Genomic DNA, 22,037 nt, shown 5'->3' with positions numbered 1-22,037 from the left:
TTCTTTACTGCGGCAGCACTTCGACCGTCGCGCTGGCGTTCACGCGGCGCGTCGGCGGCGTGCCTTCGGCGGCGCGCACGCTGTGGCTCACGCCGATCCAGTAGCGCCCGGCCTCCGGCCACTTGACGCTGAACTGGCCCTGCGCGTCGGTCTTCAGCGCGATCTCGCCGAGCTTGTAGCGGTAGCGGTTGCCGCCGCGCAGGATCGTCACGTCGAGGTTGGCGGCCGGCTTGCCGTCGAGCAGCACGCGGAAGCTGGAGCTGTCGCCGGCGCTCAGGTCGGTCGGCGCGGTCAGCGGGACGAACTCGAGGCCGGCACCCTGCGGCGCGAAGGCCTTGTCGGCGGGCTTCGTGGCCGCCTTGTCGCCCGCTTTTTCCCCTTTCGCATCGTTGCTGACCCAGGTCTCGACCCGGCTCTGCATGCGCGTCACCTGCAGCTCCGTCGCGTCGGCCGGGATCTCCTTGGCCATCGCGTCGGCCGTGCCGCGCCAGCGCTTCTGCTCGCCGTTGAGCTTGTAGTTCGCGAACACGCTCTCGCTGAAGTTGACGATGCGGTAGGTGCCGGGCTGCGCGAGCTTCACGTCGAAGCTGCTGCGGCGGCGCGCGGCGACGAGGTTTTCCGGCGCGACGAGGCTGCCGTCGGGCGCGACGATGCTGAGCTTGTCGAGCACGAGCGCATTGGTGTCGTACTCGAACAGGTCTTCGGAGACCGCGGCGTCGACCGTGACGGCGGCCTCGCGGCCGCTGACGACGGTCGCCGACGGCACGAGCCAGGTGCGGTGCGCCTGCGCGGAGAGGGGCAACAGCGCGGCCACGGCGAGCAGTGCGAGCATCGATCGGTGGAAGGTTTTCATGCGGGGCTCCTCAAGGCTTGAGGTCGAGTGACACGGCGCCGAGTTCATGCTCGCCCTGCACCTTCGCGGTCTGGGCGGTCTTCACCGGCCAGTCGAACGGCAGGCGCACGACCTCGCGGCCGCCGTTCTCGCGGGCGGCTTCCACCACCAACTGATAACTGCCCGGCGGCAGCGAGGCCAGCCCCTTGGCGTTCGACAGGCCCAGCACATGCTCGCCCGGTGAGCGGGTGGCGGCGGTGACGCCGTCGATCGGCGTCTGCAGCTCGCGCCCGCTCTTGCGCCACCAGCTGCGCATGTCCTTCAGCCATTTCGCGCCGCCGTTGTCGCGCTTCTTCAGGTCGTACCAGAGCGCGACGTTGGACGCGAAGCCCTGGTCGGCGGCCTTCTCGACCCACACCGCGACATAGGGCTTGTGGTACTCGGCCACGCTCAGCTGCGGCAGCTCCAGCTTCAGGTTCGCGTCGGCCGCGAAGGCCGGTGCGGCCAGCGCGGCGGCGGCGCCCATCGCCATCGAATAGCTCAGTTTCATGGGGGTCCTTCTGGAAGATCGGGGAATCGGAATCAATGGATGAACAGGATCGCCAGCAGCAGCGGCAGCACCAGGCCGCCGGCCACCACCGGCCAGGTGCTCGGGCGCTTGGCGGCATGCATCTTCAGAATGAACAGCCCCGTCACCGAGAACACCAGGCACGACGCGGCGAACAGGTCGATGAACCAGCTCCAGGCGCTGCCGGTGTGGCGGCCCTTGTGCAGATCGTTCAGGTACGAGATCCAGCCGCGGTCGGTGCGCTCGTATTCGAGCGATCCTTCCGCACGGTCGATGCGCAGCCAGGCATCGCCGCCGGGGCGAGGCAGCGGCAGGTAGATTTCTTCGGGCGACCATTCGGCCGCGCGGCCGGCCACCTCGATCGACAAACTCTGCTCGACCCACGCGGCCAGCGCCGGCGGCAGCGGCTGCTTGTCGTCGGCCGGTTTCGCGGTGACCAGCGGCAGCAACGCCGGCGGCACCTGCGCGGCGCGCTTCGTGACCTGCGGCTTCGCCTCGATCTGCGACGCGTGGTTCAGCGTGAAGCCGGTGACGGTGAACAGCAGCAGCCCGACCAGGCTCAGCGCCGAGCTGATCCAGTGCCACTGGTGCAGCGTCTTCAGCCAGTAGGCGCGCTGCGGCGCCGGGGCGGCGGCGGGCGTGGCGTCCATCAGACCTCGGACCACATCCGCAGCAGGTTGTGATAGTGGCCGGTCAGCGCAAGCAGCTCAGCGTTGTCGCCATGTTGCTCGCGCAGCCGCTGGATGGTCTGGTCGAGCTCGAACAGCATGCCGCGCTGCGCATCGTCGCGCACCAGGCTCTGCAGCCAGAAGAACGAGCAGACCCGCGCACCGCGCGTGACCGGCAGCACGCGGTGCAGGCTGCTCGACGGGTACAGGATCAGGTCGCCGGCCGGCAGCTTCACCTCGTGCGCGCCGTAGGTGTCCATCACCTCCAGCTCGCCGCCGTCGTAGTCGCCGGGGTCGGCCAGGAACAGCGTGCACGACAGGTCGGTGCGCAGCCGCAGGCTGGTGCCCGGCACGCCGCGCACCGCGCCGTCGACGTGCAGGCCGTACTGCTCGCCGCCCTCGTAGCGGTTGAACAGCGGCGGCACGTAGCGCAGCGGCAGCGCCGCCGAGACGAACAGTGGATGCGTTTCCAGCGCCGCCAGGATGACGGCGCCGAAGCGCTGCGTCAGCGGCCCGGATTCGGGCAGCTGGCGGTTGCGCTTGACCTGCGCCCCCTGCGCGCCGACCGTCTCGCGGCCGTCGTTCCAGTCGGCCGCATCGAGGGCCTCGCGGATCTCGGCGACCTGGGACGGCGTCAGCACGCCGGGCACGTGGAGCATCATGGCGGCATCAGTATTTCAGGTTGGCGCTCAGCAGCACGTTGCGTGCTTCACCCGGCTTGTAGCGCGAGCCCCCGTTGTTCAAGGACGCGATGTACTCCTTGTCGAACAGGTTATTCAGGTTCAGCTGCAGCGACACATTCTTGCTGAGATCGTAGGCGGCCATCATGTCGGCCACCCAGTACGACTTGGTGTTCAGCAGGTTGCTGGTCGGTGCCGTGGTGTTGCTGTTGCGCGCCACGGTGTCGACGTAGCGCACGCCGCCACCGACGGTCAGCACGTCCAGCAGCTTGTACGACGCCCACGAGCTGAAGGTCACCTTCGGCGAGAACACGATCACGCCGCCGTCGTTGGCATTGGCGCCCTGCTTCACGCCCTGGATGATCTTCGGGTCCATGTAGGCGAGGCCGGCGCTCAGGTTCAGCGCCGGCGTGACCTGGCCGACCAGGCCCAGCTCGACGCCGTCGACGCGCCGCTTGCCGATCTGCGCGAAGGTGGGCACGGCGGCGCCATCGGAGACCAGCTCGTTCTTGTTCTCGCTGCGGTAGATGGCCGCGGTGGCCGACAGCTTGCCGCCAAACAGGTCCCACTTGGTGCCGAGCTCGATGTTGCTGCCCTCTTGCGGATCGGCCAGCGGCGAGGCCTGGTTGGTCGACGACGCGTTCAGCGAGAAGCTGGCGCCCCCCGGCGGCTGCAACGAGTTCGACACGGTCAGGTAGACGCTGCCGTCCTTGGTGGGCTTGAACAGCGCGCCCAGCTTCCAGCTCACCAGGTTGTCGGTCAGCGAGAGCGGCGCGTTCTGCGCCAGGCTCTCGGCCGTGACGGGCGTCACGCCGGTGTTCGAGGCAGCGGTGAAGGTGGCGCTGTTGGTTTCGGTGTGGAACTTCTCCCAGCGCACGCCGCCGTTCAGCAGCCACTGCTCGTTCAGCGTCAGCGTGTCGAAGGCATAGACGGCGGCGCTCAGCGTGTTGCCGTTGGTGTAGGCGCCCTTGAACGGCGGCGTCAGGAAGACATCGCCGGTGCTCGGGTTGTACACGTCGGCGCGCGGCTGCGACAGCGGCGTGGTGGGCAGCGTCGTGCCGCTGCGGCTCACGTCGGTCAGCGTCTGCGCGTTGGCCTGGTTCTGCTTCTCGTAGATGAACTCGAAGCCGCTCGACAGCGAATGCTTGACCGCGCCGGTGGCGAACTCGGTCGACAGGTTCGTCTGGTTGGTCAGGATCTCGTTCGTCTGGTGGCGCGCCTGGCGCGAACGCTGCACCGTCAGCTGGCCACCGGTGAACGTGACGCCATTCACGCCGGTCAGCAGGAAGTCCTGTTCGGTGTGGCCGAGGCGCGAGGTGTTGCGCAGCGTGACGCCGCCACCGAAGTCGTGCTCGATGCGCGCGGTGAACATGTGCAGCGTGACGTCGTCGTAGTCGTCCAGCGAGCCGTAGTAGTTCTTCGAGTCGACCGCCGGGCCGACCGGCAGCGCGCCGAAGACGTAGCCGTCCTGGCCGTAGGTGGTGACGCCGCCGTCCGGGCGGTTCTTCTGGTCGACGTACAGGTAGTTGAGGGTGGTGCGCGTCGGCGTGCCGAGGCCCAGCACCAGCGACGGCGCGAAGCCGAAGCGCTTGCTCTTGACCTCGTCGCGGCCCGGCGTGCCGTAGTCCTGCGCGAGCACGTTCAGGCGCAATGCGGAGCCGGGGATGCCCAGGTCCAGCGGCCGGTTCAGGTCGGCGGTGGCGCGCAGGCGGTTGTCGGTGCCGGCGGTCAGCGTGCCGTTGTTGAAGGCCTCGCGGGTCGCCGTCTTCGACACCAGGTTCACGTAGCCGGACGACGCGCCGCGGCCGTTGTCGGAGCCCGACGGGCCCTTGATGACCTCGACCTGTTCGATGTTGAACACGTCGCGCGAGATGTTGCCCAGGTCGCGGATGCCGTCGACGAAGATGCTGTTCGTCGTGTCGAAGCCGCGCATGAAGATCGAGTCACCAGTCGTCGTGTTGCCGTTCTCGCCAAGCTGCATCGTGATGCCCGGGGTGTTGCGCAGCGCCTCGGCCAGCGTGGTCGCGACCTGCTGCTGCAGCACTTCCTTCTTGATCACGGTGATGGTCTGCGGCGTGTCCAGCAGCGGCTGCGTGAACTTCGGGCTCGACGCGTTGTCGGCCTTGAAGTCGCTGCCGGTCTGGCCGGTGACGCGCAGCGCCGGCAGCGTCGTCTCCGGCGCGTCGGGCTTCTTCGGCGCGTCAGAGACCAGCGCCGTCTGGGCGGCCACCGGCAATGCGACGGCCATCAGGCCGATCTGAGCCAACGCGGATGTCTTGCTTGCCGCGTGCTTGCGGCTCTTGATGTAGGCCAAGGGGTGCTCCTGGAGAGGTTTTTGTGTTGTCTTGGCTGGCCCGATGGCTGGCTGGGATCGGTGGTGGTTCGACGGAATCAGGCAGAAAAACAGCCGGCCCGAGACCGGCGCCGGCTGGATGGAGAAATTCGTGTCAGCGTCGCAGTGCGTACCAGGAAGCGACCGCGATCGGCAGGCCGAGCGCGGCCCACGACAACGCATCCCAGGCGCCATCGCCGAGCAGCGCCGACAGCAGGCCGACGGCGCTCAGTACCGCCAAGCCGGCCGGCCAGGCCCACACGCGCAAGGTGGCGCTCATGGCTGCGCGGCCTCCGGCTCGCTGACGAAGCCGACCTTGGTCAGGCCGGCCTTCGACGCATCGGCCAGCGTCTGCGCGACGTAGCGGTAGGCCACCGCCTGGTCGGCGCGCAGGTGGATCTCGGGCTGCGGCTGCTTGCCGCTCTCGGCGGTGAAGCGCTTCTGCGCCTCGGGCCGCGTGACGAGCTCGCCGTTCCAGTACAGCAGGCCGCCGGCATCGATCGCGAACTCGACCTTGTCGGCCGCCGTCTGGTTGACCTGCGAGCTCGCCTTCGGCAGCTCCAGCTTGACGGCGTTGGTCAGCAGCGGCGCGGTGATGATGAAGATCACCAGCAGCACCAGCATCACATCGATCAGCGGGACCATGTTGATCTCGGCCATCGGCGCGCCGGCGTTCTTCGAATCGAAACTGGCGAAGGCCATGGCGGCGACCTCGCGTCAGGCGGCGACCGGCCGCGAGGCCAGCGCACGCACGTTGGCCGGCTGGGCCGCTTCATTGCCGAGCGGCTGGCCCATCGACACGAAGGTGTGCAGCTCGTAGGCGAAGGCATCCAGCTTGGACGACATCACGCGGTTGGCTCGCGTCAGCCAGTTGTAGCCCATCACCGCGGGGATCGCGACCGCGAGGCCGAGGCCGGTCATGATCAGCGCCTCGCCGACCGGGCCGGCCACCTTGTCCAGCGTGCCGGCACCGCTCATGCCGATCGCGACCAGCGCGTGGTAGACGCCCCACACCGTGCCGAACAGGCCGACGAAGGGCGCGGTGGCGCCGACGGTGGCCAGCATCGCGAGGCCGTTCTCGAGCCGCGTGGTTTCCTCATCGAGCACCTTCTTGATGGTGCGGGTGACGAATTCGCCCGAGGTGCCGGCCTCTTCGAGCTTGGCGGCGCCGTACTTCGCGTGGTGGACCTGCGCGTGCATCGCATGGCTGGTCAGGTGCGAGAACGGGTCGTGCACGCCGTGCGTGGTGATCTCGTTGGCGACGGCCTCGAGCGAGGTCGCGTTCCAGAAGAAGTTCAGGAAGGTCTGGCTGTGACGGCGGCGCGAGACCAGCGACAGGCCCTTGATCACGATGATCACCCAGGACGCGATCGACATCAGCACCAGGATGCCGAGCAGCGTCTTGCCCACGACATCGCTCTGGGCGATGAAGTGGCCGAATCCCAAGCCAGCGTCTGCGTTCACGGTCATTTCTCCAGATCAAAATTCAACGGGATCAGGGCCCAGCCCGCGGTCGGGCGGCCGTTCTCGGTGTAGGGCTCGAAGCGGAACTTGCGCACCGCGTCGACGGCGGCCTCGTCGAGCCGCGGGTAGCCGGACGACTTGCCGATCTGCACCGATTGCGGCGCGCCGGCCTCGTCGATCCAGACACGCACGACGACGGCGCCGGTTTCCTTCAGGCGCTTCGACGCGCGCGGGTACTCGGGCGGCTCGGCCTTCAGGTAGCGCACGGCCGAGGCCGGGATCTGCTTCGGTGGCGCCGGGGGCGCGGGCGGGGCCGGCGGCGCTTCTATGGCGACCGGCGCGGGCGGCGGCGGCTCGACCGGCGGAGGCGGCGCGACGAAGGCGGCCGGCGCAGGCGACGGCGCGGTGGTGATCAGCGGGGTCGGCGGCGGCGGGGTTCGCGTCACCGGCTTGACGGGCGGAGGCGGCGGGGCCGGCGGCGTGGGCGGTGCCGGCGGCGCGATCAGGTTGACGAAGATCGGCGCGGCCTGCACGACGGCCTCGCGCACCGCAGGCACCTGCAGGATCGCCCAGCCGGCCCCGAGGTGGATCGCGGCGATGGCTGCGACCACGCCACGCAATTGCGCCCGCGACAGCCCGTCGGTGCGCACCGGCCGACGGCTGAGCGGCGGCAACGGCGAATGCGTCGCGGAGACGGGAACGGCGGCCATGGTGGAGGGGTGGGGTGCGGGTACTGCGAGGGCAACTTCAAACTACTTCAAAAACTTTAACACAAACGAGAACGATTCTCATTGGTTGCCGTTGAAGCCACCCGGAACAGAGCACGCACACCAAAAAAAGAGGCCCCGCCATGGCGGGGCCGATCCATCAAGCGGCCCTCGTGGAACCGGCTCCGCCGGGCCACTGAGGGCGCCCCCTCGAGGGGGAGGCGCGAAGCGCCTCGGGGGTGGGCGTCACTTCGCCACGATCACCTGGGCTTCCGTGCCGGCCTCGCGGCGCAGCATGACCAGGAACCCCTTCTGCGACGGCGACGCCACCGCGCCGCCGACCGGCGTCAGCGTGTCCACGCGCTGGATGCGCAGGCTGCGCACGATGCCGCTGCTGTCGCCGTTGACCGCGTAGCGCGGCTTGGCCGGCGTGAAGGTCATCTTGTCGAACGCATCGGTCACGTTGCCGGTGTAGTAGTTGTCGGCCGCGCTCGCGGTGAAGTCGAACTGCTGGTCGGGCGTCAGGCCCAGCGCCGCGAGCGGCACCGTCATGATCATGTTGGCCGAGTTGAAGTCCGCATCCGCGTAGTAATAGGCGCCTCCCACGCCCGTCGCGAGGTTCACCACGTTGATCAGGTTGATGCCGGTGACACCGAACCCGCCCTGCTCCGCGTTGTAGACGGCGAAGTCCGGCACGCCGTCGCGGTCGACGTCGATGTCGACCTCGAAGCCGGCCGGGTAGTTCGCCGTCGCGCGCCGCCCGAAGGTGCTCAGCGCAAACTGCAGCGCCCCGCCGTCGGCCACGTAGCGCACGCCGATCGCACGCATGTCGATGAACGCGAAGTTGTCGCCCGGCTGCGGCAGCTCGGCCGGATCGGCCTTCTTGCTGGTGCCGGTGAGCGCGAAGATGTCGAACTCGCTGTCGGCCGCGCCGACGTTGCCCATCAGGATGATGCCGCCCGGCCAGTTCGGACGCACCGCCGCCACCGCGAGCGTCTGCGCCGCCTTGCGCGGCAGGATGTGCCACGGCACGCTCAGCAGCTCGGTGCCTGCGGTGAGCGTCAGGTAGCCGTCGTACTCCGGCGCGTCGAGCAGGTCGCCGCTGCCGCCCAGCGCGCCGCTGTCCAGCGTCCACTCGGGCAGCTTCGCGGGGTTCACGCGCAGCTTCACGGTGATCACCTGGCGGCCTCCCGCAGCCACCTTCACCGAGCTCGGTGCCGAGATCGTCACCGCGCCGCTGGCCTGGTCGTCGGCGAAGCGGAACGCGCTCTTGATCGAGAAGGTCTTGGCCGTGGTGCCGAAGTTCTCGACCACCAGCTTCTTCTCGTACTCGGCCGGGGCCGAGACCTCCTGCGCACCGAACGACAACGCCGCCGACAGCGAGGTCGGCTCATAGGCGATGGCATTCAGCGCCAGCGCCTTGTTGACCCGCACCTCGCCCGCGCCGATGCGCGTGATCGGCGCCAGCACGCCCGGCAGCAGCGCCGGGTTGGTGTAGACCAGGTTCGTCGCGCTGTTCATCAGCATCGACTTGATCTGCAGCGGCGTGCGGTTCGGGTACTTGCCGATCAGGATGGCCGCCGAGCCGGCGATCATCGGCGTCGCGCCCGAGGTGCCGCCGAAGGCCTCTTCGCCGGTCGCGCTGCCGGCCACCGCCGACACCGACGCGCCGGGCGCGCCGATCTCGGGCTTGATGGTCTGGTAGCTGATGCTCGGGCCGCGCGCCGAGGTGCTGGCCATGCTGCCGACCAGCGGCACCTTGGTGCCGTCGCTGACCGTCACGTTGACCGGCGCCGCGATGTTGGCCTTGATCTTGTTCGACGTCGATTGCGTGATCACCAGCGTCGGCACGAAGTGCGTGCCGCCGCCGTTGCTGAACGACACCGCGTCGCCGGGAGCGACCAGGCCGAGCAGCACGCCGGTGGCACCGGCCGCGCCGGCTGCGTCCACCTTCAGGCTGACCGAGCAGGTGCCGCGGTCGATCAACGCGACCTTCCCGGTGGGGTCGGCCAACAGCGGCACGCCCGGGCAGGCGGTGCCGACGAAGACCACGTCGCCGCTGAAGCCGCCGGCGATCGGCGCCCAGTCGACCGTCGCGGTGTTGCCATAGGTGCCGGCGATCGAGGCCGGCGAGTTGATCTTCAGGCCGAAGGCCACCGCGCTCGGCACCTGCGTCTGCGCGACGCTGATGGCCCCGGGGGCGATCGACGGCGAGCTGACGATGTACGGCTTGTTCGCGGCATTGCCCGCGGCCACGACCGCGACGATGCCGGCGTCCACCGCCGTCGAGATGGCTTCGGTGGAGTCGTCGATCACCTGACCGTAGTCGGAACCGAGCGACAGGTTCATCACGTCGACCGCGTCGGACGGGTCGCCGTCGCCGTTCGGGTCGATCGACCAGTCGATCGCCTTCAGGATCGCGACGCCGTTGCAGCTGGTCGCGACCGCGCTGCACACGCGCAGCGCCAGCAGCTTGGCGCCGGGGGCGACGCCCTTGTGGGTGCCGTCCAGGCTCTTGCCGGCGATGATGTCGGCGACGTGCGTGCCGTGGCCCTGGAAGTCGATCGGGTTCGGGTCTTCGGTGCGCGGACCGTTCGGCCACACGTCACCCACGAAATCGAACCCGCCGATGACCTTGGCGGTCGGGAACACGCTCGGGTCGATGGTGGTGTTGCGCGGGTCGCTCGGGTCGGTGCCGTAGGCCTTCAGGTAGGCCTCGGGCGTGCCGGCACCGCCGAGGTTGCGGTGCGTGTAGTCGATGCCCGAATCGATCACCGCCACGCGCACGCCGGTGCCGTCGGCACCCGCCTGCTGCGCGGCGGTCGCGCCGATGTACGGCACCGTTTCGCTCAGGCTCATCTCGTAGTGGTTCACGCGGCGCACCTTGGCGACGCCCGGCAGAGCCGCGATCGCCTTCAGCTGCGAGGCATCGACGCGCACCGCGATGGCGTTGTGCGCCATGTGGACGCGGCCCAACTCCTGGGCGCCGAGCGTGGACAGGCGCGACTGCAGCGCGTCCTGGTGCGACAGCACCGACTTGCGGTGCGCGGCCAGCGCTTCGCGCGTGGCCTGCGGGGCTTCGCGCAGCGTCTTCACGCTGAGCGTGCGTTCGGTGGTCGAGGCGGCGATCGCGAGCTGCGCGGCGGCAGCGGCCACCGGCGCGTCGTCGAGCGTCACCCACACGTCGACGGCGCCGGTCGCCTTCGACAGGCGCGTGTCGAGCACGTCGACACGGCCGCCGGGCACGGCGGTCTGCTGAATGGTGCGCACCGGCGCGTCGGCGAGCGGGGCATCCGCGGCCGACGCGGTATCGGGCGCATCGCCGCTGCTGCCGCCACCGCCGCCGCAGGCGGTCAGGACGAGCGCGGCGGCGAGGGCCAGCCCGGACTTCCAGGAAATTCGGATAGACACGAGACACTCCTTGTGGGGCACGTCCACCCGATCCGTCCGACTGCCTGCAAGCCGGACCGGGACAGCGCGAAGCACGGATGCGTGCCACGGCGCTGTGCGTGAGGGTTGATGGGAGCGTGCATGCTCGGTGGCGCACCTCCGGTGTGTCAAGGCGTGACATTTCCTTCCCCCTAACCCTGGGGGGAGCGGAAAACCCTGGGTCGTCAGACCACGTCGGCGCCCGGCCGCGCGACCGGCCCGATCTCGATTGCGGCGACGCGACGTGCCCGGGTATGCTCGCGCCGATGAAGACCCTCATCCGCTGGTTCCTGCTGGCCGCCGCCCTGCTGCTGGTGGCCCACCTCTACCCCGGTGTCACGGTGACCAGCTTCGGCTCGGCGATGCTGGCCGCGCTGGTGCTGGGCCTGCTGAACGCGCTGCTGCGGCCGATCCTCGTGCTGCTGACGCTGCCGGTCACGGTGCTGACGCTCGGGCTGTTCCTGTTCGTGATCAACGCGCTGATGTTCTATTTCGCGGCGCAACTGCTCAGCGGCCTCGCGGTCGCCGGGTTCTTCGCGGCGCTGATCGGGTCGTTGATCTACAGCTTGTGCGGGGTGGTGATCGATACCGCTCTGGAGGCGGTGTTTTCGTCAAAGGCGGGGTGAGAACCCAGCGCCTTCAGCCGCGAGCTTCCTGATTCTCTTGCGTACGCAGCGACAGCGCCTGCGTGCGCATATCGAAGACCAGTGTCGTGAAGGCGGCGGTCTCGTTGTTGAGATGGTGCGAATGCAGTCGAGGCATATTGCTCTGCACGAGCTGCGCAATCAACAGCAATTCCGCATAGCTGATCAGGTGGGTCTGTTGAGTCTGTTGAGGACGGGTCTGTTGAGCAACGTAGGCGGCATGGTCATAGAAAGCCTTGTAAGCGTTCCCCGTGTCTCCATCGACCCTGCACTGCTGCGCGACAACGTCAAGAGTCTCCACGCAATGTGACTGGTAATGCCCCTTCTCGCTGTCAGCACGAGCAGGTTCCGCGTACTGGTAGTTTCTGGGTTCGTACTTGCGACTCTTGATCTTCGCGGCCAACTGGCTCAAAGCATCACGGCCTGTCGAATTCAGTTTGCGTGCGACCCCACGAACACGCGAGGCGGCATTCCTCGCTGACTTGCGCATGTTGCTTGCAGCATCTTCCGCCCCTTGAGCGACAACACTGACCGCTCCCCGCGCTTGACAAGCGACTTCGCTCATCGCGCCCTTCGCATGGTGGGCCACCTTCTTCGGAATTCCAGACTCCGACACTTGAAGAACTGCACCGCCTATCGCTCTCTTCGCGTGGCGGCCCAACTCATGACAGACCTTCTTGGCAGACCCGACGCAATCGTCCAGCGCACCCCTCGCTTCGTCCCGAGCCTTGTTCACTTTACGAGCCACCGCATCGACGATTTGGAGAGTCTTCTCCGCCACCTCACCGGCGATCTCGTCAGCGTTGTTCTTGTGATAAATCAGCCCTTGCGCTTCGTGCCAAGCACGTCCGCTCACTTTTTGACCATTGGAGAAGTACTCCGGGGCCTTGTTCAGCCTATTCAGTACCTTGGTGGCTGAATGAAGAACTTTGCTGGGTGATGGCAACGACATACGCCTGACCTTGAAAGGAGTGGAACTTTGGAGGGACCGTGTGGTGCGCAGTGAAGGCAACGCACGACACGCCGCCTCTCTGCCCGCCTTGAGTAACAAGGCGGGCCCGATCAGTTCCCGTCTCGTCGCTGCCGTTTGTCAGGTCGTTCGCACCCCTGCCACCCCATCCGCCTTGAACATCGCCTTGATCCCCCGCACCGCCTGCCGGATGCGGGCCTCGTTCTCGATCAGGGCAAAACGGACATGGTCATCGCCGTGGTCGCCGAAGCCGATGCCCGGCGACACCGACACCTTCGCCTTCGCCAGCATCTGCTTGGCGAACTCCAGCGAGCCGAGCGCCCGGTAGGTCTCGGGGATGCGCGCCCAGATGTACATCGAGGCCTTCGGCGTCTCGACCATCCAGCCGGCCTCGTGCAGGCCCTTCACCAGCACGTCGCGGCGGCGCTGATACTGCGCGGCGATGTCCTTCACGCACTGTTGATCACCCTCCAGCGCGGCGATCGCCGCCACCTGCAGCGGCGTGAAGGTGCCGTAGTCGTGGTACGCCTTGATGCGCGCGAGGGCCGCCACCAGGTCGCGGTTGCCGACCATGAAGCCGATGCGCCAGCCGGCCATGTTGTAGCTCTTCGACAGCGTGAAGAACTCGACCGCGATGTCCTTCGCGCCCGGCACCTGCATGATCGACGGCGCCTTCCAGCCGTCGAACACGATGTCGGCATAGGCCAGGTCGTGCACGACGAAGATGTCGTGCTTGCGCGCGAGCGCCACCACGCGCTCGAAGAAGTCCAGCTCGACGCACTGCGCCGTCGGGTTGCTCGGGAAGCCCAGCACCATCATCTTCGGCTTCGGGTAGCTGCCGCGGATCGCGCGCTCCAGCTCGGCGAAGAAGTCGACGCCCGGCACCAGCGGCACCGAGCGGATGTCGGCACCGGCGATCACCGCGCCGTAGATGTGGATCGGGTAGCTCGGGTCGGGCACCAGCACGGTGTCGCCGCGGTCCAGCGTCGCGAGCATCAGGTGCGACAGGCCCTCCTTCGAGCCGATCGTCACGATGGCCTCGGTGTCGGGGTCGATCGCGACGCCGTAGCGGTCCTGGTACCAGTGCGAGATCGCGCGGCGCAGCCGCGGGATGCCCTTCGACGTGGAGTAGCCGTGCGTGTCGGGCCGCTGTGCCACCTCGGCGAGCTTGGCAACGATGTGCGGCGGCGTGGGCCCGTCGGGGTTGCCCATGCTCATGTCGATGATGTCTTCGCCGCGCCGTCGTGCGGCAGCGCGCAGCTCGGCGGTGATGTTGAAGACGTAGGGGGGAAGGCGGTCGATGCGCGCGAAGCGGCGCTGGCCTGCGGAGGAGGACATTGAAGAAGACTTTCACGTGAGCGCCCGGAACCGTCCGAGCGACGTGAGCCGCGCATGAGGCGCGGCCCGGACACATGATAGACGGCGGCTCGCTCAGAGGAAGCCCTTGTCCTTGAGGGAATTCTTGAAGGCCTCGGCTTTTCTGGCTTTGTCTTCTTCTTTCGTCATCGCATCGGACGTCGTGTCCTGCGCACCTTTTCGCTCCGCGGCCATTGCCGTGTTGACTGGTTCGGTCTCTCGCGGGCTGTTGAGCGCCTTGTCATCGGCTGGTTCGGGCAAGCGCTTGTGCCCGTCTGCACGCTTTGCGAAGAGATTCCCGATAGCCTTGAACATGCCAGTCTCCAGAAGATGCTCACGGGCACCACGCCCATGTTGCACCCCTGAGTGACGCTCGGCCTGCGCAAGTTCCACCGGACTCAACGAAGCCGCCGCTTCGCCGCCCGCACATCCGCCCCCCGCACCTCGAACTTCACCGCCTGCAACAGCGCTCCATCACGCCCCATCAGCTTCAGCTCGTGCCGCCCCGGCCACGGCGCCCAGTGCAGCCGCTCGCCCTGTCCCAGCGCCTTGCCGTCCATCCACCAGCTGCCGCCCTCGCCTTCCAGCACGATGCGCTGCGCGGCGGGTGGCATGTCGGGGTCGATCGCGAAGATGCTGCCGTCGCGCGGGCTGACGATGCCGAAGCGCTGCGTGCCGCGCACCTGCGCGCTCGGGCTCCACAGCGCCTGCTCGGTGCCGGCGACGAACACCTCGTCGCGCGCCGCCTCGCGCTGGTCGTCGAAGCGGATCGGCATCGTCACCACGCCCGCCGGCACGACCGGCCGCTTCGACGGCGCACCGTCGTGCAGATGCCGCACCAGCGCCTGCCACACCGGCGCGGCGCCGCTGACACCGCTCACGTCGTGCATCGCCTCGCCGCTCGCATTGCCGACCCACACGCCGACGGTGTAGCGGTCGGTGAAGCCGACGCACCAGTTGTCGCGCATGTCCTTGCTGGTGCCGGTCTTCACCGCGGCGAAGCCCTTCGTGACCAGGCTGCTGTCCAGCCCGAAGGTGCGCGCCCGCGCCGCGTTGTCGGCCAGGATGTCGGTGACGAGCCAGCTCGCCGCCGCGCTCGCGACACGCCTTGGTGCGCCCGCCGCGCCGCGCAGCGCCGGCGGCGAGAACATCCCGCCGTTGGCGAGCGTGCGGTACGCGTTGGTCAGCGCCAGCAGGCTCACGTCGGCGCTGCCGAGCGCCAGCGAATGGCCGTAGAAGCCACCAGTCTCGGGCAGCGCCAGCCCCAGCGCGTTCAGCCGCTCGACCAACGCATCGGGCCCGAGCATCGCGCCGACCCGCACCGCCGGCACGTTCAGGCTCGCGCCGAGCGCGGTGCGCGCGCTGATCCAGCCCTTGAACGCGTGGTCGTAGTTCTGCGGCAGGTACAGGCCGTTGGTGGTGGCCAGCTGCGCCGGCGAATCGTCGAGCAGGCTGGCCGGCGTGATCAGCCGGCGCTCGAAGGCCAGTTCGTAGACGAAAGGCTTCAGCGTCGAGCCCGGCTGGCGGCGCGCCAGCACGCCGTCGACCTGGGCCGCGTCGGAATAGCTGCCACTCGAGCCGACCCACGCGCGCACCTCGCCGCTCGCGTTGTCGAGCACGACGATCGCGCCGTCCTCGACGTTGCGGCCCGACAGCTCGGCCAGTTGCCGGCGCAGCGTGTTGACCGCGAAACGCTGCAGCCGCGCATCGAGCGTCGTGCGCTGCACGCTGGCCTGAACCGCCGCATCGCCGACCACTACTTGGCGCGCGAAATGCGGCGCGAGCTGCTCGCCCAGCGGCATGCCGCCCTGGCGCAGCAGTGCCGTCTGCGCCAGCGCGGTGACGCCCTTGCAATCGAGCTTCTGCAGCTGCAGCACGCCGCAGACCCGTTGCGCGACGACGGCAGGCGCCGCGTTCGGCCCGCGCAGCAGCGCCGCCGCGATCGCCGCCTCGTCGACGTCCAGCCCGCCCGGGTGCTTGCCGAACAGCGTCTGCGACAGCGCATCGATGCCGACCACCTCGCCGCGGAACGCGACCCGGTTCAGGTAGGCCTCGAGGATCTCGCTCTTCTTCCAGCGCGCATCGAGCCGCGTCGCGGTGACGGCCTGGCCGAGCTTCTGCGCGACGCTGCGCCCGCCGGCCGGCCGCGCGAGATCGTCGTCGAGCAGGCCGGCGAGCTGCATCGTCAGCGTCGACGCGCCGCGCGTGCGGGTGTTCCACACGTTGGCCCAGGCGCTGGTCGCGACCGCGCCCCAGTCGACGCCGCTGTGCTCATAGAAGCGCCGGTCTTCGCTGAGCACTATTGCCTGGAGCAGTGCCGGCGAGATGTCCTGCAGCGGCACCCAGGCCAGCCGGCGCGCGCTCTTGTCGACACGCACGGTCTGCAGCGGCGTGCCGTCGCGCGCAAGCAGCGTCACGTCGGACGGCCTCCACGCCGTCTTCACCTCGCTGAAGCTCGGCAGCGCCTGCGCTGCGGCCGCTGCGAACAGCAGCAACGCAGAGCAGGCGGCCCGCTTCACGGCGCGACCTCGATCGCCGTGTTCGGCAGCTCGCCGAAGCTCTCCGGCGCGTACATCGCCTCCACCCGCGTCGGCGGCAACGCGAAGCGGCCGGGGTTGTTGAGCCGCACGGTGTACTCGATCACGTGCTTGCCGCGCGGCAAATAGTCGTAGTAGCTGCGGAAGGCCTCGAAGCTGCGCTCCTCGTACACCGGCCATGCACCTTGCCGCTTCTCGCCCTGCGTCGCGATCGCGCTGTCGCGGCCGAGGCCCGAGCCGAGCAGCGTCGCGCCGCCCGGCACCGGGTCGCTGACCACCACCCAGGTCATGTCCGACTGCGCGTCGACCTCGACCCGCACCCGCAGCACGTCGCCGCGCGACCATTTCGACTTGTCCTTCTGCTCGACCGCGGTGACCGTGCGCGCGAGGCTGTAGCCGGCGCGGATCGGCTCCTTCAGCGGGATCGCGGCCAGGCTCTGCACCGTCAGCCACGGCTTGCCGCCGCCCTCCTGCACCACGCCCAGCGTGCCGGCCTTGTCGGGCCACGGCAGCGTCACCGTGCCGCCGTCGGCCGACTTGCCCCAGTCGATCGCGACCGGCGCGCCGCCGGTGCTCGCCACCGTGCGGCCCGCGACCTTGGCGGATTCGAACTTCGCCGAGAACTTGTCGAGCGCGAGCGAGCCCCACAGGTTGGCCGTGGTCGTCAGCCACGCGCCGCCGCGCTGGCGGCCCAGGCTGCCCACCACCATGCGCGGCAGGTCGTCGCGCCAGGCCGGGTCGTCGAGCACCGCGAGGATCAGCCGCGCCGCGTTGGCGTCGGCACTGTCCATCAGCCACCACCAGAAGTCGTCGCCCTCGTTGCTGAAGCGCAAGGTCGTGCCGGCATAGGTGAGCCGGCCGCGCAGGATCTGCTGCACTTCCTCCAGCCGCTTCGCTTGCTCCGGCACGCCCTGCACGCGGCGCAGGATGTTGAGCCAGTCGATCACCGCGGCGGTCGGCCACTGGTTCGGCGTGATGTTGACCGAGCCCAGCATCTTCGGCTGCGCACGGCCGTAGCGCGACAGCGCCTCGATGGCGGCGAGCTTGCGCACGTCCAGGTCGGCACGTGGCGACCAGAACTTGCGCTCGATGCGGCCCTCGACGAAGGCCGTCAGCCCGTCGAGCATGCTGTCGCGCGCGGCCGGCGGCAGCTCGAAGCCGGCCTCGTGCGTAGCGGCCAGCACGTAGGCGGTGAGCCGGTCGCTGCCGCGCGCGCCGTCTTCGGCACGCGGCGGAAAGTAGCTCGCGAGCCCGTCGCTGTCGAGGTAGGTCGGCAGCGCATTCGCGACACCGGCCCACAGCTTCGCGTCCTTCAGGCCGACCGATTTCGAGGTCTTCTGCTCCAGGCAGATGAATGGGTAGGTCTCGAAGTAGCGGCGGATGCCGGGCAGCGCGCCGGTCAGCTTCGGCTGAACGCCGACGTTCAGGCCGCCGCGCTTGGTGCCGCTCTCCGGCAGCGCATCGGCCGGCGCCGCCACCGGCAGCGTGAACGGGCCGTCGAGCTGCGACAGCGTCGCCTGCAGCACGCGCACCGGCACCGCGGCGCTGACAAGCTGCGTGAGCTTCAGCCTGTCTTTCGCCTTGTCACCGGCCTGCTCCTCGGCGCCCGCCTCCCACGCGATGCTGAACACCTCGGCCGGCACGTCGACCGGCCACACCAGCTCCTTCGCACCGCCGGCCGGCAGCACCACCTCCTGCGGCGGCAGCTCGATCGGCGTGCGCACGATGTCAGCACCGCGCTCGCCACCGCTGTTGGCGGTGCCAGTCAGCGTGGCCCGCACGGTCATCTCGTGCGTCGTGGTGTTGCGCAGCGTCAGCATCGCGCTGAACCGATCACCATCGCGCACCAGCGGCGGCAGGCCCGACAGCACCTGCAGGTCCTGCGTGACGCGGATGCTGGTGCTGCCGCTGCCGAACTGCTGCAGCCCGGCATCGGCCACCGCGACCAAGCGGAAACTGGTCAGCGAATCGTTGAGCGGCACGTCGACCACCGCCTCGCCGTTGGCATCGAGCAGCACCTGCGCCTTCCACAGCAGCAGCGTGTCGAACAGCTCGCGCGTCGCGTTCTTGCCGCCACCGCCGCCGGCCGCCACCGCCTTGCGGCCGTAGTGCCGCCGGCCGATGATCTCGCTCTGCCCGGTGCTGGTCTCGACGCCGAGCGCGCGCGGCTTCAGCATCGCGCCGAGCAGGTCCCACGAATCGTTCGGGCGCAGCGAGAGCAGGCCCTCGTCGACCGCGGCGAAGGCCACCTCGGTGTTCGCGAGCGGCTTGCCGTCGTGCAGCACCTTGATGCGCGCCTTCGCGGTCTGGCGCACCGCGTACTGCGGCTTGTCTGCTGTCACGCTGACCTGCAGCCGGTGCGCCTGCAACCCCACCTTGAGCGCCGCGATGCCGAGCTTGAAGGCCGGCTTCGACAGGTCGACCATCGCGGTCGGCGCCTGGTACTCGCGGCCCTCGTACCAGAACGAGCGCGCCCAGTTCAGCGGCTCCTTCCAGCCCCAGCTGAAGAACGAATACCACGGCACCTCGCGGATGCGCCCGCGCAGCACCAGCACGTCGACGTAGACGTTCGGGCCCCACGACGGCTCGATCTTCAGCTCCACCGTCGGGTCGTCGCCGCGCAGCGTGACGACGCGCGTCGCGATCACGCCCTCGCGCTCGACGCTGATCAGCGCGGTCGCCTCGCGGAACGGCATGCGCACCTGCAGCCGCGCGGTCTCGCCGGGCTCGTAGCTCTTCTTTTCGGGCAGCACGTCGATGCGGTCGTCGTTGTCCTGCGCGAACCACAGTTCGCCCTGCTTCGTGACCCACACGCTGGACGCCGCCTCGGCCAGGTGGCCGGCCTTGTCGCTCGCCTTCGCGATCAGCTCGACCTGGCCGGCGTTCTCGAGCGCCGCGTCGCACAGCAGCAGGCCGCGGTCGTCGGTGCTGCCGCTGCACACCGTGCCGAGCTCCTTGACCTCGGTGCGGTTGTCGTAGGCGTAGAAGCCGCCGACCATGCGCTTGCGCGTGCTGATGACCTGCGACAGCCGGCCGCGCACCTCGACGGCCTGGCCCTTGACCGGCTTGCCGGCGGTGTCGAGCGCCAGCACCTGCAGCTTGACCTTGCCGCGCGCGCTCGCCCACGAGCCGGTCTTCATGCCCAGCACCACCGCGCTCGGCCACAGCGCGACCGTGGTCGACGCGGTCTGCACCTCGCCGTTCGGGTCGTTGAAGGTGAGCTCGGTGACGAGCTCGCTCGGCCGCTGGATGGGCGGCAGGTCCTTCACGGTGATGCTGGCCGCGCCGTCGCGGTCGGTCATCACCGGCAGCTTGTCGGCGACCACCTTGCCGCTCGATTCGGGCGCGCCTTCGTCGCCGTCGTCGCTGCGCCCGGCCTGCTTCGGGTCGCGCGGCGGCTCGAAGCTGAATTCGTCGTAGCCCGCGAAGCCGCTGGCGCGCGGGCGCAGCAGCGCGGTCAGCCGCGCCGGGGCCTGCGCCATCCCGCCGCCGGCGAAGTAGTTCAGCTGCACGCCGATCGGCAGCTCCTTCGGCGCGATCGGCACCTCCTTCGGCCCGCTGACGCGCGCGTCGACCAGCGGCAGCCGGAATTCCTCGACGCGGAAGCTGCCGGCGGACCAGCTGCTGCGCTGCCGCTCGGCCTCGCTGCCTTCGCGCTCCAGCGTCACGTCATACACGCCGAGCTTGGCGGCCGGCGGGATGTTCCAGCTCGACACCGCGCTGCGCGTGCCGTTCCAGCTCAGCGGCACGGTGACTTCCTGCCCGCTGCCCTGGTGCACGATCTTCAGCCGCGTCGGCAGCCGCTCGGCCGGCAACGCGGCCAGGCCGCTGCTGGTCTCGCGGCGCAGGAAATGCTTCATCGACACCGTCTCGCCGGCGCGCAGCAGCGTGCGGTCGAACACCGTGTGCGCCTGCACGTCGGGTTGCGCGTCGCTGCTGGTCGGGAAGCTGAAGCGCCAGGTCTCGATGCCCTTCTGCCAGCTGCTGAAGACGAAGGCGGTGTCGGTCAGGCCCTTCGGCGTCGGCTTGCGCGCGGTGACGAAGAAGCCGGTGTCGGCCGGGCATTCGTCGGCGCGCTCCAGCACCTGGTCGATGCGCGCGAGGCCGTTCGCATCGGTGCGGCCGGCCCACAGCCGGCGGCCGCGGCAGTCGTTGACGGCGACGTCGGCCTCGGCGACCGGCTTGCCGCGGTCGAGCGTCGTGACCCAGACCACGCTGTTCTCGCGGCCGAGCTTGAAGTGCACGCCGAGGTTGGTGACCAGCACGCCGGCGCGCACGTACATCGGCGCCTTCTTGTCGAGCAGCGCCTCGCCGAGGCGGCGCGATTCGATCTCGACCACGTGGTAGCCGGGGTCGGCGATCGGGATGCCGACGACCTCGAACGGTCGTGGGTCGCCGCCGGCGAGTTGCGGCAGGTCCATGCGCTTCGCGTCGCCCGCGCTGTTCAGCAGCGACAGCTCGCGGGTCTCGACGTAGCGTTCATGGCGCACTTCCTTGCTGCGGCCCTTGGCGTCGACGACGCGCTCGATCTCGTAGTGCTGCGCGGCCGGCAGGCCGGCTTCCTTCGCGGTCAGCCGGCTCTCGTGGTAGCGCGCGACGCGGGCGTACCACTGCAGCATGTCGGCATCGGTGCGCAGCGTCTTGATGCGCACCGCGCCCCCGCCGGCGGCCGGCCGCAGGTCGCCCTGCACATGGCGCAGCGTGACCGGCAGCATCGCGTCGGCATTCAGCTCGACGACGCCGAACGGCGCGGCCGCGAACTTCGCAATCGGCGGAGCATCGCCGGTCGCGACCTTCAACGGAAAGCTCGCGGCATTCGCGAGCGCGCGGCCCGAGCTGTCCTTCAGGTTGCGCGGCAGCTCGATCGTGAAGGTGGCGCGCTCGGGCAGCGGCGTCGGGAAGCGCAGGCTGTCGACCTCGGTCGACTTGTCGTCCGCATCGAAGGCCGGCGCGATCGCCTGGCCCGAGGCCGGCTGCAGGCGGATCGCCGCGGCCAGTTCGCGCGGCAGCTGCGACGAGAATCGCAGCGTCATCGGCCGGATCGGCAGGCACGGTGCTTCGGCCCGCTCGCGCTCGCAGCTGAACTCGGCGCTGAAGGCCTTGCGCACGCGGAAGTTGAAGCGCTGCTCGGTGCGCGTGACGATCTTCGGGTTGACCTGCGCCGCGATGCCGGCACCCCAGACCAGGCGCAGCACGCTGTCGGGCGGCAGCGGGCGCTGGCAGGTCAGCACGACGACGCGCTCGGCCTGCTTCTCGAGCTGCCGCGCCTTGATCACCTCGTCGCGAATCGCGCCGCCGACCACGCGCACCGGCATGCGCTCGCCGATGCCCTCGACCTCGCAGGCCGCATGCGCCGCGACGCTGGCCTCGACCGCCGGGCCGGTCAGCCGCAGCACGAAATGCTGGTCTTCTTCGACCTGGTTGCCGGCGTACGGCAGCGTCGACTCGACGGCCGGGCCGCCGGTGCTGAAGCTGAACTCGGTGCCACCGGTCAGCGCGCCGTTCAGCGGCTTCCAGTCGGGTTTCGCCTTCAGCGTGCAGCGCGTGCCGGGCGGCAGCGCCTCGCGGAAGTCGTACAGCCAGACGCGGTCGTTGGCCCAGCGGCCCGAGCCGGCACGCGACTGGCCTTCGCAGGCCACGCCGAGCGGGTCGGGTAGGCGCAGGTCGCCGAACGGCACCACCGCTTCGGAGAACTTCACCGTGAGCTGGCGGACCTGCGCGACCTCGCCTTGCGGACTGACCGACGCGATGGTGGCGGCCTGCGTGGAAACGGCCGCTGCGGCCAGCAGCGCGAACGTGGCGGCGCCGATGGCCCGGGCGATGGATCGTGGCATGCCGTCTCCTCCTGAA

General features: G+C 69.3%; 16 protein-coding genes. 1 reads left to right on the top strand and 15 read right to left on the bottom strand.

What is annotated here, in order from left to right; translation table 11 throughout:
* Window positions 1–4: 4 nt before the first annotated feature.
* From ACXJLU_RS05130 to ACXJLU_RS05085, 10 genes are all read right to left on the bottom strand, one after another.
* Window positions 5–853 carry a DUF4198 domain-containing protein gene (locus ACXJLU_RS05130; protein WP_457329384.1) on the bottom strand — a complete coding sequence of 283 codons (849 nt, stop codon included), beginning with the start codon at window positions 851–853 and terminating at the stop codon, window positions 5–7.
* Between the two features lie 10 nt (window positions 854–863).
* Complete coding sequence (locus tag ACXJLU_RS05125; RefSeq protein WP_457329383.1) at window positions 864–1,382, bottom strand: DUF2271 domain-containing protein; 519 nt, start codon at window positions 1,380–1,382, stop codon at window positions 864–866.
* Window positions 1,383–1,414: 32 nt separating this feature from the next.
* Window positions 1,415–2,050, bottom strand: coding sequence for a PepSY-associated TM helix domain-containing protein (locus ACXJLU_RS05120; RefSeq protein ID WP_457329382.1), 636 nt, complete (start codon window positions 2,048–2,050; stop codon window positions 1,415–1,417).
* On the bottom strand, window positions 2,050–2,730 hold the full coding sequence (locus ACXJLU_RS05115; protein ID WP_457329381.1) for a Fe2+-dependent dioxygenase: 681 nt from the start codon (window positions 2,728–2,730) through the stop codon (window positions 2,050–2,052). The genes ACXJLU_RS05120 and ACXJLU_RS05115 overlap by 1 nt, the downstream gene beginning before the upstream one ends.
* A 7-nt stretch (window positions 2,731–2,737) precedes the next feature.
* Window positions 2,738–5,062, bottom strand: coding sequence for a catecholate siderophore receptor Fiu (locus ACXJLU_RS05110; RefSeq protein ID WP_457329380.1), 2,325 nt, complete (start codon window positions 5,060–5,062; stop codon window positions 2,738–2,740).
* 133 nt (window positions 5,063–5,195) lie between these two features.
* On the bottom strand, window positions 5,196–5,360 hold the full coding sequence (locus ACXJLU_RS05105) for a hypothetical protein (protein ID WP_457329379.1): 165 nt from the start codon (window positions 5,358–5,360) through the stop codon (window positions 5,196–5,198).
* A complete protein-coding gene (locus ACXJLU_RS05100; protein ID WP_457329378.1) occupies window positions 5,357–5,782 on the bottom strand; it encodes an ExbD/TolR family protein in 426 nt (141 codons plus the stop codon). Before ACXJLU_RS05100 ends, ACXJLU_RS05105 begins: the two co-directional genes overlap by 4 nt.
* A gap of 15 nt (window positions 5,783–5,797) precedes the next feature.
* A complete protein-coding gene (locus ACXJLU_RS05095) occupies window positions 5,798–6,550 on the bottom strand; it encodes a MotA/TolQ/ExbB proton channel family protein (RefSeq protein WP_073465186.1) in 753 nt (250 codons plus the stop codon).
* Entirely contained in the window at window positions 6,547–7,254 is a 708-nt protein-coding gene (locus ACXJLU_RS05090) for an energy transducer TonB (RefSeq protein ID WP_457329377.1), read from the bottom strand. Before ACXJLU_RS05090 ends, ACXJLU_RS05095 begins: the two co-directional genes overlap by 4 nt.
* Before the next feature lie 243 nt (window positions 7,255–7,497).
* On the bottom strand, window positions 7,498–10,662 hold the full coding sequence (locus ACXJLU_RS05085; RefSeq protein WP_457329376.1) for a S8 family peptidase: 3,165 nt from the start codon (window positions 10,660–10,662) through the stop codon (window positions 7,498–7,500).
* 284 nt (window positions 10,663–10,946) lie between these two features.
* Between ACXJLU_RS05085 and ACXJLU_RS05080 the strand changes: the two genes are divergently transcribed.
* Window positions 10,947–11,306 carry a phage holin family protein gene (locus ACXJLU_RS05080; protein ID WP_457329375.1) on the top strand — a complete coding sequence of 120 codons (360 nt, stop codon included), beginning with the start codon at window positions 10,947–10,949 and terminating at the stop codon, window positions 11,304–11,306.
* 13 nt (window positions 11,307–11,319) lie between these two features.
* Here the strand turns inward: ACXJLU_RS05080 and ACXJLU_RS05075 are convergent, their stop codons facing one another.
* From ACXJLU_RS05075 to ACXJLU_RS05055, 5 genes are all read right to left on the bottom strand, one after another.
* Entirely contained in the window at window positions 11,320–12,276 is a 957-nt protein-coding gene (locus tag ACXJLU_RS05075) for a hypothetical protein (RefSeq protein ID WP_457329374.1), read from the bottom strand.
* Window positions 12,277–12,414: 138 nt separating this feature from the next.
* Window positions 12,415–13,632: an alanine transaminase gene (alaC, locus tag ACXJLU_RS05070; protein ID WP_457329373.1), complete on the bottom strand. Its 1,218-nt coding sequence runs from the start codon at window positions 13,630–13,632 to the stop codon at window positions 12,415–12,417.
* Window positions 13,633–13,725: 93 nt separating this feature from the next.
* Complete coding sequence (locus ACXJLU_RS05065; protein WP_457329372.1) at window positions 13,726–13,965, bottom strand: hypothetical protein; 240 nt, start codon at window positions 13,963–13,965, stop codon at window positions 13,726–13,728.
* 83 nt (window positions 13,966–14,048) lie between these two features.
* A complete protein-coding gene (gene pbpC, locus ACXJLU_RS05060; RefSeq protein WP_457329371.1) occupies window positions 14,049–16,169 on the bottom strand; it encodes a penicillin-binding protein 1C in 2,121 nt (706 codons plus the stop codon).
* Window positions 16,166–22,021, bottom strand: a complete 5,856-nt coding sequence (locus tag ACXJLU_RS05055) for an alpha-2-macroglobulin family protein (RefSeq protein ID WP_457329370.1) — start codon at window positions 22,019–22,021, stop codon at window positions 16,166–16,168. The genes pbpC and ACXJLU_RS05055 overlap by 4 nt, the downstream gene beginning before the upstream one ends.
* Window positions 22,022–22,037: the final 16 nt, after the last annotated feature.

The sequence above is a fragment of the Rhizobacter sp. P5_C2 genome (assembly GCF_054049715.1).
Note: the sequence above shows the minus strand (reverse complement) of the source record. Positions and strands in the feature narration are given on the sequence as shown.